The 16,953-nt window shown below is 64.7% G+C and carries 7 protein-coding genes; all 7 read left to right on the top strand.

All coding sequences use genetic code 11. The annotated features are described in order from the left end of the window. Positions 1 to 182: 182 nt before the first annotated feature. The 7 genes from gabD (at position 183) to CXQ80_RS22780 (ending at position 16,942) form a co-directional block, all read left to right on the top strand. Positions 183 to 1,625, top strand: coding sequence for an NADP-dependent succinate-semialdehyde dehydrogenase (gene gabD, locus CXQ80_RS22810; protein ID WP_101322593.1), 1,443 nt, complete (start codon positions 183 to 185; stop codon positions 1,623 to 1,625). 177 nt (positions 1,626 to 1,802) lie between these two features. Then, positions 1,803 to 3,083, top strand: coding sequence for a 4-aminobutyrate--2-oxoglutarate transaminase (gabT, locus tag CXQ80_RS22805; RefSeq protein ID WP_101322592.1), 1,281 nt, complete (start codon positions 1,803 to 1,805; stop codon positions 3,081 to 3,083). 317 nt (positions 3,084 to 3,400) lie between these two features. Next, complete coding sequence (locus CXQ80_RS22800) at positions 3,401 to 4,684, top strand: response regulator (RefSeq protein ID WP_101322591.1); 1,284 nt, start codon at positions 3,401 to 3,403, stop codon at positions 4,682 to 4,684. Between the two features lie 191 nt (positions 4,685 to 4,875). After that, positions 4,876 to 6,624 (top strand): ShlB/FhaC/HecB family hemolysin secretion/activation protein, encoded by a 1,749-nt coding sequence (locus tag CXQ80_RS22795; protein WP_101322590.1) that lies wholly within the window; start codon positions 4,876 to 4,878, stop codon positions 6,622 to 6,624. Between the two features lie 10 nt (positions 6,625 to 6,634). Next, entirely contained in the window at positions 6,635 to 7,153 is a 519-nt protein-coding gene (locus tag CXQ80_RS22790) for a toxin-activating lysine-acyltransferase (RefSeq protein WP_101322589.1), read from the top strand. Positions 7,154 to 7,169: 16 nt separating this feature from the next. Then, entirely contained in the window at positions 7,170 to 16,328 is a 9,159-nt protein-coding gene (locus CXQ80_RS22785; protein ID WP_101322588.1) for a hemagglutinin repeat-containing protein, read from the top strand. Further along, the gene (locus tag CXQ80_RS22780; protein ID WP_101322587.1) at positions 16,325 to 16,942 is read left to right on the top strand and encodes a GAD-like domain-containing protein; all 618 of its coding nucleotides are present in this window, start codon (positions 16,325 to 16,327) and stop codon (positions 16,940 to 16,942) included. Before CXQ80_RS22785 ends, CXQ80_RS22780 begins: the two co-directional genes overlap by 4 nt. The last annotated feature ends 11 nt before the right edge of the window (positions 16,943 to 16,953 follow it).

Below are 16,953 nucleotides of genomic sequence, written 5' to 3'. Positions count from 1 at the left end.
CGAGGTGTTCAACCACTCGTTCTTTTTTTCGAACAGCCTATTGTCCAAGACCCAACAGACCCTTACGATTCGTTTGAGATTTCAAACGCTCAAGCCCCGTAACGGCCGTTTTCCGTGTTGGGGTGCGTGTTCAACAATCAATAATTCGCTCCGTGCGCTCACGGTGCTCAAGGGAAGCCGACATGCAGCTCAAAGACGCTCAGTTGTTCCGCCAGCAAGCCTTCGTCAACGGTGAATGGCTGGATGCGGACAACGGCCAGACCATCCAGGTGACCAACCCGGCTACCGGTGAAGTCATCGGCACCGTGCCAAAGATGGGCGCCGCTGAAACCCGCCGCGCCATCGAAGCTGCCGACAAGGCCCTGCCGGCCTGGCGTGCCCTGACTGCCAAAGAGCGTTCGAACAAGCTGCGTCGCTGGTTCGAGCTGATGATCGAGAACCAGGACGACCTGGCTCGCCTGATGACCACCGAGCAAGGCAAGCCGCTGGCTGAAGCCAAGGGCGAAATCGCCTACGCCGCCTCCTTCATCGAGTGGTTCGCCGAAGAAGCCAAGCGCGTCTATGGCGACACCATCCCGGGCCATCAGCCAGACAAGCGCCTGATCGTCATCAAGCAGCCAATCGGCGTTACCGCGGCCATCACCCCGTGGAACTTCCCGGCCGCGATGATCACCCGTAAAGCCGGCCCGGCCCTGGCCGCTGGCTGCACCATGGTGCTCAAGCCTGCTTCGCAGACCCCGTATTCCGCTCTGGCCCTGGCCGAGCTGGCCACCCGCGCCGGCATCCCGGCTGGCGTGTTCAGCGTCGTCACCGGCAGCGCCGGCGACATCGGCACCGAGCTGACCGGCAACTCGATCGTGCGCAAGCTGTCCTTCACCGGCTCGACCGAAATCGGCCGTCAGCTGATGCAGGAATGCGCCAAGGACATCAAAAAAGTCTCGCTGGAGCTGGGTGGCAACGCTCCGTTCATCGTGTTCGACGACGCTGACCTGGACAAGGCAGTCGAAGGCGCGATCATCTCCAAGTACCGCAACAACGGCCAGACCTGCGTCTGCGCCAACCGTATCTACGTGCAGGACGGTGTCTACGACGCGTTCGCCGAGAAGCTCAAGGCCGCTGTGGCCAAGCTCAAGATCGGTAACGGCCTGGAAGACGGCACCACCACCGGCCCGCTGATCGACGGCAAGGCTGTAGCCAAGGTCCAGGAGCACATCCAGGACGCAGTCAGCAAAGGCGCCAAGATCCTTTCCGGCGGCAAGCTGATCGAAGGCAACTTCTTCGAACCGACCATCCTCGTCGACGTGCCGAAAACTGCGGCCGTAGCCAAGGAAGAGACCTTCGGCCCACTGGCGCCGCTGTTCCGCTTCAAAGACGAAGCCGAAGTCATCGCCATGTCCAACGACACCGAATTCGGCCTGGCCTCGTACTTCTACGCCCGCGACATGAGCCGTGTGTTCCGTGTTGCCGAAGCGCTGGAATACGGCATGGTCGGCATCAACACCGGCTTGATCTCCAACGAAGTTGCGCCATTCGGCGGCATCAAGGCTTCGGGCCTGGGCCGCGAAGGTTCCAAGTACGGCATCGAGGACTACCTCGAAATCAAGTACCTGTGCATCAGCGTCTGATCCAGTAGCAAGGTTTTTACCTCTGCCAGCGGGGCGCGAGAGCGACGTCTCGCTGGTCTTTTTATATTGCAGGACCTGGTGGCCCGGGCGCTCGCGCCAGTCGATCAACGAATACTGATCGCGAACAGACCCAGCCACCCCCAAGCGCCGCTATCAGTCGGCGCAATTGAGGGCACTATGAGCAAGACCAACGAATCCTTGATGCAACGTCGTGTCGCCGCCGTCCCACGTGGCGTTGGCCAGATCCACCCGATCTTCGTCGACACCGCGAAGAACGCTACCGTGATCGACGTTGAAGGCCGCGAACTGATCGACTTCGCCGGCGGCATCGCCGTACTCAACACCGGCCACCTGCATCCGAAAGTGGTTGCCGCTGTTCAGCACCAGCTGACCAAGGTCAGCCACACCTGCTTCCAGGTGCTGGCCTACGAGCCTTACGTCGAGCTGTGCGAAAAAATCAACGAGCTGGTTCCAGGCGACTTCGACAAGAAGACCCTGCTGGTCACCACCGGCTCCGAAGCGGTTGAAAACGCCGTCAAGATCGCCCGCGCTGCCACTGGCCGTGCTGGCGTGATCGCCTTCACCGGCGGCTACCACGGCCGTACCATGATGACCCTGGGTCTGACCGGTAAAGTCGTACCGTACTCGGCCGGCATGGGCCTGATGCCAGGCGGCATCTTCCGCGCGATCTTCCCGAACGAGCTGCACGGCGTGAGCATCGACGACTCGATCGCTTCCATCGAACGCATCTTCAAGAACGACGCCGAGCCAAAAGACATCGCTGCAATCATCATCGAGCCAGTTCAGGGCGAAGGTGGTTTCATCCCGGTGACCAAGCCGTTCATGCAGCGCCTGCGCGCCCTGTGCGACCAGCACGGCATCCTGCTGATCGCCGACGAAGTGCAGACCGGCGCTGGCCGTACTGGCACCTTCTTCGCCATGGAACAGATGGGCGTTGCGCCTGACCTGACCACCTTCGCCAAATCCATCGCTGGCGGCTTCCCGCTGGCCGGTGTGTGCGGCAAGGCCGAGTACATGGACGCCATCGCTCCAGGCGGCCTGGGCGGCACCTACGCCGGTTCGCCGATCGCCTGCGCCGCGGCCCTGGCCGTGATCCAGGTGTTCGAAGAAGAAAAACTGCTCGACCGCAGCAAGGCTGTTGGCGAGCACCTGGTCGCTGGCCTGCGCCAGATCCAGGCCAAGCACCCGATCATCGGTGATGTGCGTGCACTGGGTTCGATGATTGCAGTTGAAGTGTTCGACGCCGCTGGCTCGCACACGCCAAACGCTGCAGCAGTCAACCAGGTCGTGGCCAAGGCGCGCGACAAGGGCCTGATCCTGCTGTCGTGCGGTACTTACGGCAACGTCCTGCGCATCCTGGTGCCGCTGACCGCCGAAGACGCGCTGCTCGACAAGGGCCTGGCGATCATCGAAGAGTGCTTCGCTGAACTCGCGTAATGTGACCCGCGTCAGAAAAAAACCCGCCTAGGCGGGTTTTTTTATGCCCCTCCCCAGGCCAACACGCCCCCCTGTAGGAGCGGCCTTGTGTCGCGAAAGGGCTGCGTAGCGGCCCCAGATTGCAGCTTCGCCGCGGACATCGCCGGGCCAGCTACGCTGGCCTTTCGCGACACAAGGCCGCTCCTACAGGGGTACTGCGCAAGCAGCCCAAGGCCAAAAAAAATGCCTATCCGCTGGGCTAGACGCTATCGTTAGCCTCACGGACCTGTTTTGGAAGCTGCAACGGATTGCGTGACACGATTACTCAGGAGTAGCCCATGAGCGTTGCAAACCCCACCGCGCCTTGCGTTTTGATTGCCGAAGGCGACCCATGGGTGCGCGACATGCTGCGCGAAACCCTGCTAAGCGTGCGCTGCGACGCCCGCCTGCAGATCTGCGCCGACGGTGCCCAGGCGCTGGCGGCACTGGCCAGCAAGCCTGACCTGATCATCGCCGACCGTGAGTTGGTGGGTGACATTGACGGCCTCGACCTGCTGCGCAGAGTGCGTGGCAAGAGCCAGACGCCGAGCCTGCCGTTCATTTTGCTGAGCAACCGCAGCGACAGCGCCAGCGTGCGTGAAGTGCTGCCGTTGCAACCCACCGAATACCTGAGCAAACCGCTCAACATCGACAAACTGCGCAAGCGCCTCGAAGTGCTGCTGACCAGCGCCGGCGAGGAGATCGCCTGCCCGGTGCCGCCGCTCAGCCCCGGAGCCAAGCTGCCGGCGTATCTTGAGCAGCGCCGCGCCAGTGCCGACGGTGGGCCGCTTTTGGCCGACGTCGAGCAAGCCATCAAGCGCGCGCTCAATCCGCAAGGGCTGGACCTGCGCGTGCTTGAAGAAGAGGTGCGCAGCGACCCGCAGATCACCGCAGTATTGATCGCCGCCGCCAACAGCGCGGCGATGCACAGCGATGCGCCGGCGCAGACTTTGCTGCAGGCGCTGAACAAACTCGGCAGCACCCAGAGCATGAACCTGGTGCTCGGCCTGACTCTCAAGCGCAGCGCGCGGCTGAGCGACCCACTGCTGGCCCGGCATGCCGCGCACTACTGGGACTTGTCGCTGCACACCGCAGAGTACGGCCGCACCCTGGCGCGCATGCTTGAAGTTGATGAAGGTCGCTGCTACTGCGCCGGCCTGCTGCATTGTCTGGGCGACCTAGCGGTGTTGCGTTGCCTGCAGGAGTGGCGCCTGGCCGGCGGTGAGCTGGATGAAGATCAGGTGCAACTGTCGCTCAACGAATTCGGCGCCCCATTCGGCTCGGCGCTGCGCACCCGCTGGCGCTTGCCACTGCCGCTGCGCGAGCTGATTGCGGCGGTGTATGCCCTGGGTGGCGGGGTCTATTCGCGGGAGATTCTGGCCATGAGCCTGGCCGGGCAGCTGGCGCGGGTGCCGGCAGATCAAGGCCTGGAAAAGGTCGCCAGCAACAAGACTGCACGGTTGTTGAAACTCGGCCTGCCAGAGCTGAATCGGCTGCGCAGAGTCGACGCCGCGCCAGGCCAGGAGGCTGCCGCCAGCGAGGCGCCTTCGACCGATGAAGCAGCCACGGTCAGCAAAGAGTAACTACAGGGCCACGCGACAAAACCCGACGCTCAGAGTGCGATTTGTTTCACAAATCGCTCAGCTGTGCTGATTTTTCCTACTTCATCACGCAACTTTTCTGCGAATGACACGTCAGACCGTTCGATTTCAGGCCTGCAGGACATCCCCCCTGTCCCAGGCCTTTACCCGTTTCCGGTTCACAAGGACGTGTCATGCCTCCACTCGCGCAACGCGGCGCGGTGACTGTTGCTGTCGCCCGCTCATTCGCCTCGTTTGTTCCTCCACTATGCCTGCTGCTGGCAGGTCTGGTGGTCAGCCAGTCAGCTTCGGCAGCCGTTGCCGATGAAGAATTGCGCCAACGCGAGCGCGAGCGAATCCTGCGCGAGCAACTCGACACCCGCCCCGACGTGCGCCTGGAAGCTGCACCTGTGGCCGAGGCCCAGGCACGCCTGCCGCGGGATGAAAAACCCTGCTTCAAGATCAACGATATCCGCCTGATCGGCGAGGCTGCCGAGCAGTTCCAGTGGGCGCTGCAGGCCGCCAACCCCAGCGACGACCCAGCGCTGGGCCAGTGCCTGGGCGGTGCCGGCATCAACCTGACGATGAAGCGCATGCAGAACGCGATCATCGCCAAGGGCTACGTCACCACCCGTGTCCTGGCCGAAGCGCAAGACCTCAACAGCGGCATTCTGGTGCTGACCCTGCTGCCCGGCCGCATCGGCCAGGTGCGCTTTGCCGAGGGCACCAGCGGGCGCGCCAACGCCTGGAACGCGATGCCGGCCAAGCCTGGCGATCTGCTCAACCTGCGCGACATCGAACAAGCGCTGGAAAACTTCAAGCGGGTGCCCACTGCCGAAGCCGATATCCGCATCGCGCCTGCTGCCAGCAGCACCGCCAAGCCGGGCGAGAGCGACGTGATCATTGCCTGGCGCCAGCGCTTCCCGGCGCGCCTGAGCCTGTCGGTGGACAACAGCGGCAGCAAGACCACCGGCAAATACCAGGGCGCCGTGGCGCTGTCGCTGGACAACCCGCTGTCGCTCAATGACCTGTTCTACGCCAGCTTCAACCACGACCTGGGCGGCGGCACCTCCGGCGACAAAGGCTCGAAAGGGCACACCCTGCATTACTCGCTGCCGTTCGGGTACTGGCAACTGGCGTTCACCAGCAGCGAGTACGACTACCACCAGACGGTGGCCGGGGTTAACCAGGACTTCCTCTACCGCGGCGAAAGCCGCAACAACGAGCTGCGCCTGTCGCGCCTGGTGTACCGCGATGCGGTGCGCAAGACCACGATGTGGGGCAGCCTGTGGACGCGCTCTTCGGAAAACTTCATCGACGACACCGAACTGCTCCAGCAACACCGGCGCATGGCCGGTTGGCAGGCGGGCATTGGTCATCGTGAGTTCATCGGCGCTTCGACCCTTGACCTTGGCCTGAGTTACCGCCGTGGCACCGGCGCCCACAGCGCCTTGGAGGCGCCGGAAGAAGCCTTCGGCGACGGCACCGCCCGCTCGAAAATCATCCAGGCCGACGCCCAGCTGCAAGTGCCGTTCGACGCCTATGGCCAGCGCCTGCGCTACATCGGCGGCTGGCGCGCGCAGTGGAACCGCACCGAACTGGTCCCGCAAGACCGCTTCAGCATCGGCACGCGCTATTCGGTGCGTGGTTTCGATGGCGAGAACATCCTCTCTGCCGACCGCGGCTGGACCTTGAGCAACGAACTCGGCCTGGCCCTGGGCAGCAGCGGCCAGGAGCTGTACGCCGGGGTCGACTACGGCGCAGTCGGCGGCAACTCCGCCGACTACCTGATCGGCCGGCGCCTGGCCGGTGCCGTGGTCGGTGTGCGCGGCGGTTATCGCAACCTCTCCTACGACTGGTCGTGGGGTACGCCGTTGAAAAAGCCCGATGGCTTTGAAACCGCCAACTTCACCAGCGCGTTTACCGTCGCCCTGTCGTTCTGAGGAGGCTGCCATGCGCATCGACACTTTCGACATCACCGCCCCAGGCCTGATCGACGAACCGTGGAACGAAGCCACCGCGCTGGGCGCTGCGACCTGGCTGTGGATGCACTCCACGGCCCACCGCGACGCCCCGTTGCACAGCCTCGCCAGCCTGCTGTTGCCGGCGCTCAAGCACCGTCAGTTCGTGCTGGGCAGCGAGGGCGGTCGCCCGGTGTTTTTCGTCTCCTGGCTGAACCTCAGCGAGGCCGCCGAACAGCGCTACCTGACCCGCTCACCGATCGAGCTGGACGAAGCCGACTGGTGCAGCGGCGAGCGCATGTGGATCAACGACTGGGTCACCCCGTTCGGCCACAGCGTCGCCCTCAGCCGCCTGCTGGCGCGGCGCCTGTTCACTGACCGTTGCGCGCGTGCGTTGCACCACCGCGGCGAAGAGCAAGGGCTCAGGGTCAACACTTTTCATGGCATCGGGGTGATCCCGGAGCAGGCGCGCGCCTGGTTTGCCGCTCACCCATTGGCCACCGACGCCTGACGCAAAGGGATTTGCAATGAACAAGCATCTGTATCGCATCATCTTCAACAAGGCGCGCGGCCTGCTCATGGTCGTCGCCGAAACCGTCAGCAGCGCCGGCAAGGCGCCCGGCGTCAGCAGTGGCAGCGGCGTGGTGGCCAAGCCCTGCGTCGCCAGCCTCAACGGCCTGCGCTACGCCCTGATGGGCGCGCTTGGGCTGATCAGCCTCAGCGTGGCCCCGGCCTGGGCCGCTGGCATCGTCGCCGACCGTGGCGCGCCCAGCGGGCAGCAGCCGATGGTGATCAACAGCGCCAACGGCACGCCGCAGGTCAACATCCGCGCGCCGAGCGCCGGCGGGGTGTCGCGCAACAACTACAGCCAGTTCGACGTCGACGGCCGTGGCGCGATCCTCAACAACGCGGTCGGCAACAGCAAAACCCAGTTGGGCGGCTGGATCGAGGGCAACCCGTACCTTGGCCGGGGCAGTGCCAAGGTCATCCTCAACGAAGTCAATTCGAGCAACCCGAGCCAGTTGCGTGGCTACGTCGAAGTCGCCGGCCAGCGCGCCGAAGTGGTCATCGCCAACCCGGCCGGGATCACCTGTGACGGCTGCGGCTTCATCAATGCCGACCGCTCGACCCTGACCACCGGCCGCGCGCAGATGGAGAACGGCCGCATCACCGGCTACCGCGTCGAAGGCGGCACCCTGAGCATTACCGGCAAGGGCCTGGATGCCCGCGACAGCGACTACACCGACCTGATCGCGCGCAGCGTCGAGGTCAACGCCGGGATCTGGGCCAACGACCTCAAGGTCACCACCGGGCGTAATCAGGTCAACGCCGACAATACCCAGGCCACCGCCCTGGCCAAGGACGACAGCGCCCAGCCCGAGGTGGCCATCGACGTCGCCGAGCTGGGCGGCATGTACGCCGGCAAGATCAAGCTGGTCGGTACCGAGGCCGGGGTTGGCGTACGCAACGCCGGGCAGATCGGCGCCATGGCCGGTGACGTGGTGATCAGCGCCGACGGCAAGCTGCTCAACCAGGGCGCCATCAGCAGTGCTGGGGCGACCCGCGTGGCCAGTGCCACGGCAGTGGACAACAGCGGCAGCCTGTACGCCAAAGGCGACCTGCACGCCAGCAGCCAGGGCACGGTCACCAACACCGGCGAGCTGGCCGCTCAGGGCAATCTGAACATCGACGCGGCCAAACTCGACAGCAGCCGCGACTCGCTGCTGGCAGCCGGCGTTGACGCCCAAGGTACCTCCAGCGGCAACGCCACGCTCACGGTCAAGGCTAAGCAGATTGCCGCCCACGGCCAGAACCACGCCAGCGGCGCCCTTGATCTGCAAGGCGATACGGTCGACCTCAGCCACAGCCGCAGCTACGCCGGCAACCTCAACCTGACCGCCAACAACGGCGACCTTGACCTCAGCTCGAGCACCATCGACAGCGCTGGCCGCCTCGACGCCAAAGCCAGCGCAACCGTGCGCAGCGACAGCGCCAAGGTCAATGTCGGCAACCTGCAGGTCAACGCCGACAAGCTCTCGAACAACGGCGGTGAACTGGTCCAGACCGGCACCGCAGCAAGCCTCATCAAAGTCGCCGGCCAGCTCGACAACAGCGACGGCCGCATCGCCAGCAACGCCCGCGAGCTCAGCCTCGACGCAGGCACCCTGGCCAACCGCAAAGGCAAGGTCGAGCACGCTGGTAGCGGCAAACTCGACGTCCGCGCCAGCGAAATCGACGGTAACGGCGGCACCCTGGCCAGTAATGGCGCCCTGCAGATCAGCGCGCAAAAGGCCCAGCTTGCCAACGGCCAGACCCAAGGCCGGCAAGTGTTGCTCGACAGCCGTGACCTGGACACCAGCGGCGGCACCGTGATCGCCACCCACGGCGGCACTCTGCAAGTGCGCGACGCGCAGCGCCTGGACAACCGTGGCGGCACCCTGGCTGCTGGCGGCGCCATGACCGTCACTGCCGGCGAAGTGCTCAACGACGGCGGCACGCTCAGCGCTGGCAATACCCTCAACCTGAACGCCGACAGCCTCAGCAACATCGCCGGCACCCTCGCCGCGACCCAGGCCATGCAAGTGATTGCCGGCCAGCTCGACAACAGCGGCGGCACCCTCGGCTCGGTCGAGGCCGGGCTGTTCGTCGAAGTCAGCAACGGTCAGCTGCAGAACCAGAGCGGGCGCCTCGAAGCGGCTGGCGATATTCAACTCGGCGCGCTTGGCCTGAACAACAGCCAGGGCGTGATCAGTGGCCGCGAGCTGCTGCTCGACAGCCGTGGGCAAAGCGTCAACAACGACGGCGGCACCCTCGATGCACAGGCCAGGCTCGACCTGCGCAGCGGCGAGCTGCACAACAGCGGCGGGCTGATCCAGGCCGGTGGCCGGCTGTTCGTCGACACCGGCAGCGCCGCCCTGCACAACAGCGCCTCGGGCGCTGACAGAGGCATCGTCGGCCAGGCCGAAGTCGAGCTGCGCAGCGCGCAACTGGATAACCAGCAGGGCTTTATCGGCGCCAAGGGCAACCTGCTGCTGGCAGCCACCACCCTCAACAATCAGGGCCAGATCGCCGGCGAAAGCCAGGTGCAGTTGCTCGGTAACCGCCTCGACAACCAGGGCGGCAAGGTGCAGGCCAAAGGTGCGTTGATCGTTGAACAGAACGAGCGCATCGACAACCGCGGCGGCCTGCTGCGCAGCGCTGGGCAAACCCGACTGACCACCGCGCAGCTCGACAACCGCACCAGCCAGGGCAACGAGCAAGGCATCGAAGGCCAGTCGCTGCTGCTGCGCGCGGACACTCTGGAAAACCAGCAAGGCGCCCTGCGCGCTGACGCCGGCATCGACCTCGGCCTGGCCCAGGCGCTGTACAACGACGCCGGCCTGATCTCGGCTGGCAGCGAATTGCGCCTGGCCGATCGCGACCCGGCGCAGAACCGCCTGGCCGTCGACAACGGCAGTGGCACCTTGCTCGGCGGCAGCCTGCTGTCGCTCAATGCGGCGTACTTCAGCGGCAGTGGCCGCCTGCTCAGCCTCGGTGACCTGATCCTGCGCCAGCAGGGCAACCTCAGCCTCGGCGGCCAGGTGCAAGCCAACGGCAAGGTCGATATCGATATCGGCGGGGCCCTGTACAACAGCGGCAAACTGCTCGCCGGGCAAGCGCTGATCGTGCGCGGCCAGGCGCTGGACAACGCCGCCAGCGGCGAAATGGCCGCCACCCAGGTCGACCTGCGGGTCAACGGCCAACTGCACAACCGCGGCCTGATCGACGGTCAGCAGGTGCGCCTGCAAGCCGATGAGCTGTTCAACCTTGGCACCGGGCGCATTTACGGCGACCGTCTGGCCATCGCCAGCCGCACCCTGGCCAACCTCGACGAAGCAGGCCCGGCGGCGGTCATCGCCGCCCGTGAGCGGCTGGACATCGGCAGCCAGCGTATCGACAACCGCGAGCAGGCGCTGATCTTCAGTGCCGGCGACCTCGCCATCGGCGGCACGCTGGATGGTAACGATCAGGCCAGCGGCCGCGCTGACCTGCTGGCCAACGCCAGCGCCACGGTCGAATCGCTGGGCGCCATGAGCCTGAACATCCGCGAGCTGCGCAACACCAACGAACACTTCAGCACCGTCGACGTAGAAGTCAGCCGCGAGCAGTTGCAGGAATTCCAGATCACCGGCTCGCCCAACCGCTACCGCCCTGATCAGGTCTCGGTCTACCGCGACGAAGTCGATCATCTGGTTGCCCCGGATGGCGTGCGCGACAACTTCAATCGCTACGACTACACCCGCAGCGTGGTCGAAACCCGTATCGCCAGCTCAGCGCCTGGGCAGATTCTGGCCGGCGGCAACCTGACCTTCAGCGGCGACAGCGTACTCAACGACAAGAGCCGGATTCTGGCCGGTGGCTTGCTCCAGGCCGGCGCCGCGCAAGTGATCAACACCGAGGTGGACGGCCAGCGGGTGACCACCGATGCCGGCACCGCGACCAACTTCTACCGCATCCAGCGCAAGGGCCGTGACAGCCAGGGCCGCAGAATCACCGATTACCGCCCGGCGCCGCTGATCCAGGACATCGACCTGACCCCCACCGAGTACGGCCAGTACGCCGTGGTCAACGGCAGCGGCACTCAGCTGAGCGGTCGCGAGCTGCTCCAGGTCGGCCAGCAGGTGGCTACGGTGGGTGCAGTCAACGCCGAGGTCGGCGAGCAGTACCGAGTCGGCGCCGTAGTTGAGGTCAAGCTCAACGACGGCCAGGGCATTGCCGACCAGGTGCGCACCGGCGGCCTGAACCTGGCGCTGCCCAACAACAGCCTGTTCCAGACCAACCCCGCAGGCACCAGTAACTACCTGATCGAGACCGACGCGCGCTTTACCAGCTACCGCAAATGGCTGTCGTCGGACTACATGCTCGAGCGCCTGCAGTTCGACCCGGCGCAGACGCAGCAACGCCTTGGCGACGGCTTCTACGAGCAGAAGCTGATCCGCGAGCAGATCGCCCAGCTCACCGGCCGGCGCTTCCTCGACGGCTTTGCCAACGACGAAGCGCAGTACCGCGCCCTGATCGACAACGCCGTGACCCTGGCCAGCGACTGGAACCTGGTGCCGGGTGTTGCTTTGAGCGCCGAGCAGATGGCCCAGCTGACCAGCGACATCGTCTGGCTGGTCGAGCGCAACGTCACCCTGGCCAACGGCGAATCGCGCAAGGTACTGGTGCCGCAGGTCTACGTGCGCGTGCAAGAGGGCGACATCAACGGCAATGGCGCGCTGATCGCCGGCCAGCAGCTCAAGCTCGACCTGTCTGGCGACCTGATCAACAGCGGCAGCCTCGGCGGGCGCAGCGTGGTCGCGCTGACCGCGCAGAACATCGACAACCTCGGTGGCCGCATCCAGGGCAACAACGTCGCCCTGCAGACCCGCGACAACCTGAACAACCTCGGCGGCCTGATCGGCGCCACCGACAGCCTCGCCATCGACGCCGGGCAGGACATCAACAGCCGCTCGCTGAGCCGCGACAGCAGCAGCGAGCAAGGCACCCGCAGTAACCTGTCGCGGGTCGCCGGGCTGTTTGTCAGCGGTGATGGCGGCAGCATGAAAGTCGCCGCCGGCAATGACCTCAACCTGCAAGGCAGCCAGGTGGTCAACGCCGGCCAGGGCGGCGCTACCCAGTTGCAGGCCGGGCGCGACGTCAACCTCGGCACCGTCAGCGAAAGTTCGCAGCAGGCGATCCGCTGGGATGCCAGCAACTGGCGCAACGAAGCCAGCCGCGGCGAAGTCGGCAGCACCGTGCAAACCAACGGTGACCTGCGCATCACCGCCGGCCAGGACCTCAACGCCCGCGGCGCCACGGTCACCAGCGACCAAGGCATGGTCCTTGCCGAAGCGCGCCGCGACATCAACCTGACGGCCGCCGAGCAGTACCAGTTCGCCGACGAAGCGCACAAGTTCAAGGGCAGCAACGGCATGCTGTCGAGCAAGACCACCACCTTGCGCGACACCGTCAGCCAGACCCAGGCCAGCGGCACCACCTTGAGCGGCGAGCAGACCTACCTGCAGGCCGGCCGCGATATCAGCGTGCGCGGCAGCGACGTGGTCTCGACCCAGCAGACGGTGCTGGTCGCCGAGCGCGATGTGAACATCGAAGCGGCCACCGAAAGCAGCAGCGAACGCCACGACAAGTCGGAGAAAAAGAGCGGCCTGTTCAGCGGCGGCGGCATCGCCCTGACCATGGGTACCCAGCAGCAGAGCGTCAAAGACCTCACCACCCGTGAAACCGCCCGCGCCAGCACCATCGGCAGCACCGAAGGCGATGTCATGATCGAAGCCGGGCGCCAGTACCGCCAGGTCGGCAGTGATGTGGTCGCGCCGAAAGGCGACGTCGACATCCTCGCTCAACAGATCGCCATCACCGAAGCCCGCGAGACCAGCGAGCGCACCCGCGAGACGCTGTTCAAGCAGACCGGCTTCACCGTGACCATCACCAACCCGGTGATCAGCGCGATCCAGACCACCCAGCAGATGCAGCAGGCGTCGAGCAAGACCGAAGACGGCCGCATGCAGGCGCTGGCCGCGGCCACCACCGCACTGGCGGTCAATAACGCCGCCACTGCAGTCGCCCAGGACCCAGGCGCTGCCGGCGGGATCAACATCAGCCTGTCGCTGGGCACCAAGCAGCAACAGAGCACCACCGTGCAGCAAAGCGACGCCGCTGCCGGCTCGACCATCATTGCCGGCAACGACGTGCGCCTGCGCGCCACTGGCGCGGGCAGTGACAGCAACATTCTCGTCCAGGGCAGCGAGGTGCGCGCCGGCAACAACGCCACCCTCGCCGCCGACGGCAACATCGACCTGCTCGCCGCGCAGAACACCAGCAAGCAGGACAGCGACAGCAAAGGCATGAGCGCCAGCGTCGGCATCGGCCTGTCGCTGGGCGGCTCGCGCAACGGCTTCACCCTCGACCTGGGCGTCAGCGGCAACCGCGGCGACGCCGATGGCGACACCCTGACCCACACCAACACCCAGATCGCCGCAGGCAACACCACCACGCTGGTCTCCGGCGGTGACACCAACCTGCGCGGCGCCGTGGTCAGTGGCCGTCAGGTGCTGGCAGACGTTGGCGGCGACCTCAACATCGAGAGCCTGCAAGACACCGACACCTTCAAGGTCGACGAGAAGAGCATGGGCGTCGGCATCAGCCTGTGCATCCCGCCGTTCTGCTACGGCATGAGCACGGTCAGCGGCGGCAGCGCCAACCTCGGCGGCACCGACATGGACTCGGACTTCGCCAGCGTTACCGAGCAGTCCGGGATCAAGGCCGGCGACGGCGGCTTCGACATCCGCGTCGGCGGCAACACCGACCTCAAAGGCGCGGTCATCGCCAGCAGCGACAAGGCTGTGGCTGACGGCAAGAACCGCCTCGAAACCGCCAGCCTGACCACCAGCGACATCCGCAACAAAGCCGAGTACGACGCCAGCACCTTCAGCATCGGCGGCGGCTACAGCGAGATCGGCAAGTCCCAGGACGGCAAGGTGCAGACCGGCGGCGCGATTACCCCCGGCACCGAGATCCCCACCAACGACAAACAGATCGGCGCCAGCCTGCCGATTGCCATCAGTGCCAGCGACAGCGCCAGCAGCGTGACCCGCAGCGGCATCAGTGGCGGCAGCATCCTCATCACCGACGCCGCTGCCCAGCGCGAGCGCACCGGCCAGAGCGTCGACGAGACCCTCGCCGGGCTCAATCGCGATGTCTCCAGTGACCGCGACAACACCAACGCGCTCAAGCCGATCTTCGACGAAGAGCAGATCCGCGCCGGCTTCGAGATCGTCAACGCCTTTGCCAACGAGGCCGGCACCCTGCTCGCAAATAAGGCCAAGGAAGTCGACGCCAAGCGCAACGCGGCCGATGCAGCCGATGCCAAGGCCCTCGAAACCAGCGACGCCGAGCTCAGTCAGGCCCTGCGCGACCAGGCCATCAGGCTGCGCAACGAAGCGGATGGCGTGGCCGGCAACTGGGGCGCCGGCGGCACCTACCGGCAGATCACCACCGCGCTGGTTGCCGCAGCAAGCGGCAACATCAGTGCCGGCAACGGCGCGTTCATGCAAGGCATGGTCGTCAACTACGTGCAGCAGCAAGGCGCCGGTTACCTCGGTGACCTGGTCGCCGACGGCACCCTAGTCGAAGGCACGCCGATGCACGCTGCCCTGCACGGCATCCTCGCCTGCGCCGGTGCGGCCGCCAGCAGCCAGAGCTGCGGCAGTGGCGCGGCCGGCGCGGCGGCGTCGAGCCTGCTCACCGGGCTGTTCTCCGAAGCCAGCCCGACCGAAACTGAAAGCCAGCGCGAAGCCAAGCGCAACCTCATCGTCAGCCTGGTCACCGGCATCGCCGCCACCACCAGCCTCGATGCCGCCACCGCTACCGCGGCGGCCTCGGGGGCTGTGGATAACAACTGGCTGGCGACCCAGCAGTACGTGCAGGCACGCAAAGAGCTCAAAGAAGCTGAAGGGCGCATTGATGAACTCAAGGTGCTGGCCAAGTGGGCCTATATCAGCAAGAAGCAGGACCTGCTGACCCAGAGTGGCGTTGGCCAAGGCTTGATCAAGGCCGGATTTGACGATATCTCGGGGCTGGCGCAGATGCTTCTGCACCCGATCGAGACGGTGAAGGCCATCGGCGGCCTGATCGACGACCCGAGCGCCTTGGCCGGCTACCCGGAAGAGGTCAAACAAAACCTCAAAGCCAAGGTCGCCCGCATCGAAGAAGCGCTAACAGTCGGTGGTGATGAGCACGCCGAACAGTTGGGCCGCGACATGGGCGAACTGGTATGGGATGTTGGTGGGCTTCTCACCGGAGTAGGCGGGGTTGCCAAAGGCGGCGTCAAACTGGCCAGTGTGGGCATCAAGCTGGGCCGCGACAGCCTGGAGAAAATGGCCGTCGACACTGCCAAGTTGGCCAAGACCGAAGGGGCTGCGGCAGGCAAAGCCGTGCCTGAGTGGACCAGCAAACCATCAACGCCAGCAGGTAATCAGAACTACGCCGATGGAGGAACCTCCTTCAATGGCAAGCCGGTGGAAAACGTAAACGATTATGCCGGGCAGCTCGGCAAAGACGCGGGCAAGGCAGCGGCCAGGATTGATGTTGTCGATGTAGCGCCGTTCAACCCATTCACCAGCGATAGTTTCAAAGCCATGTCGCCTACCCAGCAGCAGTCGTTCCTCAAGGAGTACTACAAGCAGCTTCAGGCTCAGCAGGAAGCGATCAACAACATGACGGTGGACCAATTCAAGCTGGCTCGCGATGCGTACAAGGAAAATAGCCGCAACCCAGTTGCCAAGGATGCTCAACGACGTGTCGCTACTGCGTTCGAGAAAGATATAGCGGCGAAGATCACCGAAAGTCTGCTTGCCAAGAACAAAAACATGAGCGTCAAAGAGGCGACGACGCTTGCCAAAGCGCAGGCCAAAGAGATCCGCTCTACTATGTCGGCATTGCATGAACCGGACATGGTTGTGGGCGGTTATCACCAACCCATTCCTACGACCATGGGTAACGGCCTGGTCAACTCGACCATTGGCGGTAACTGGCCGAGTCGAGTCGACGCACTCGACCGCGCTGTCAGCGATGCTTTAGCCAAGGGCGCCGGGGACGCTAGAATGAACGTCCGGCTGGAAATGCTAAGGGGACCAACGCCATGAAAGACGAGTACTTTGAGCTGTTCATCGAAAACATGGGCGAGGCCACCTCGCGGCGTGAGGTGCCGCCCTCGAGCATCGACAAGTATCGCGGAGTTCTGCCTGATCGTTTGCTGACCTACTGGCAGCAAGAAGGTTGGGCCGGATATGCCGGCGGCCGCTTCTGGACGGTTGATCCGGATGAATACACGCCGATGTTGCGCGAGTGGATCAAGCGAAGCGAGCTGGCAGATATCGACGATTATCATGTGATCGGCCGCACGGGTTTCGGCACATTCTATCTGTGGGGCCAGCGCTACAACCGGAAGGTCACCATCTCTTGCGTGGATAATTGGGTACTGGCAATGAAGGATGAGGCTCAGACGCCGAATCCTGACCCCGACCGAAGTTTAGGTGTTTTCTTTGCCATGGCCGAGCCTGATGATTTTGATTTCGAAGATATTGAAGAAAACTATCTTTTCGAGCGTGCAGTGCAAACGCTGGGGCCGCTCAGTGAATCCGAAATGTACGGATTCGTGCCAGTGCTGATCGCGGGGGGGCAGGCGCGGATCGAGAACCTTCAGAAATTGGACATGAACGTTCACTTGATGATCTTGCATCAGTTCAGCCACGGCTGAGTTGCTGGGGC

It is taken from the genome of Pseudomonas sp. 02C 26 (genome assembly GCF_002843585.1).
Classification (GTDB): domain Bacteria; phylum Pseudomonadota; class Gammaproteobacteria; order Pseudomonadales; family Pseudomonadaceae; genus Aquipseudomonas; species Aquipseudomonas shirazensis.
The sequence above is the reverse complement of the archived record's forward strand: the minus strand, read 5'-3'. Positions and strand labels throughout refer to the sequence as shown.